Below are 256 nucleotides of genomic sequence, written 5' to 3'. Positions count from 1 at the left end.
GCTGTAAGCCAGGCCCATCGCCTCGCGCACCTCGCGCATGGTCTCTTGCGTGACCTTGCGGGCATTGTCGCAACCGTCGGCGATGATGGCGCGTAGCAAGGACGGATCGTCCATGTACTTCTGGGCGCGTTCGAGCATTGGCTGCTGCTCGCGCAGGATGCCTTCGATCACGGGCTGCTTGCACTCCAGGCAACCGATGCCGGCGCTGCGGCAGCCCTTCTGCACCCACGCCTTCGTGTCTGCGTCGGAGTAAACC

1 protein-coding gene is annotated in these 256 nt (G+C 64.5%); it reads right to left on the bottom strand.

Annotation, left to right across the window (positions count from 1 at the left end; genetic code table 11):
* Positions 1–256: hypothetical protein (locus ACVA58_RS28315; RefSeq protein WP_446513557.1), on the bottom strand; the 256-nt coding region annotated here is incomplete at both ends.

This window comes from Photobacterium sp. DNB22_13_2, from assembly GCF_052873915.1.
The sequence above is the reverse complement of the archived record's forward strand: the minus strand, read 5'-3'. Positions and strand labels throughout refer to the sequence as shown.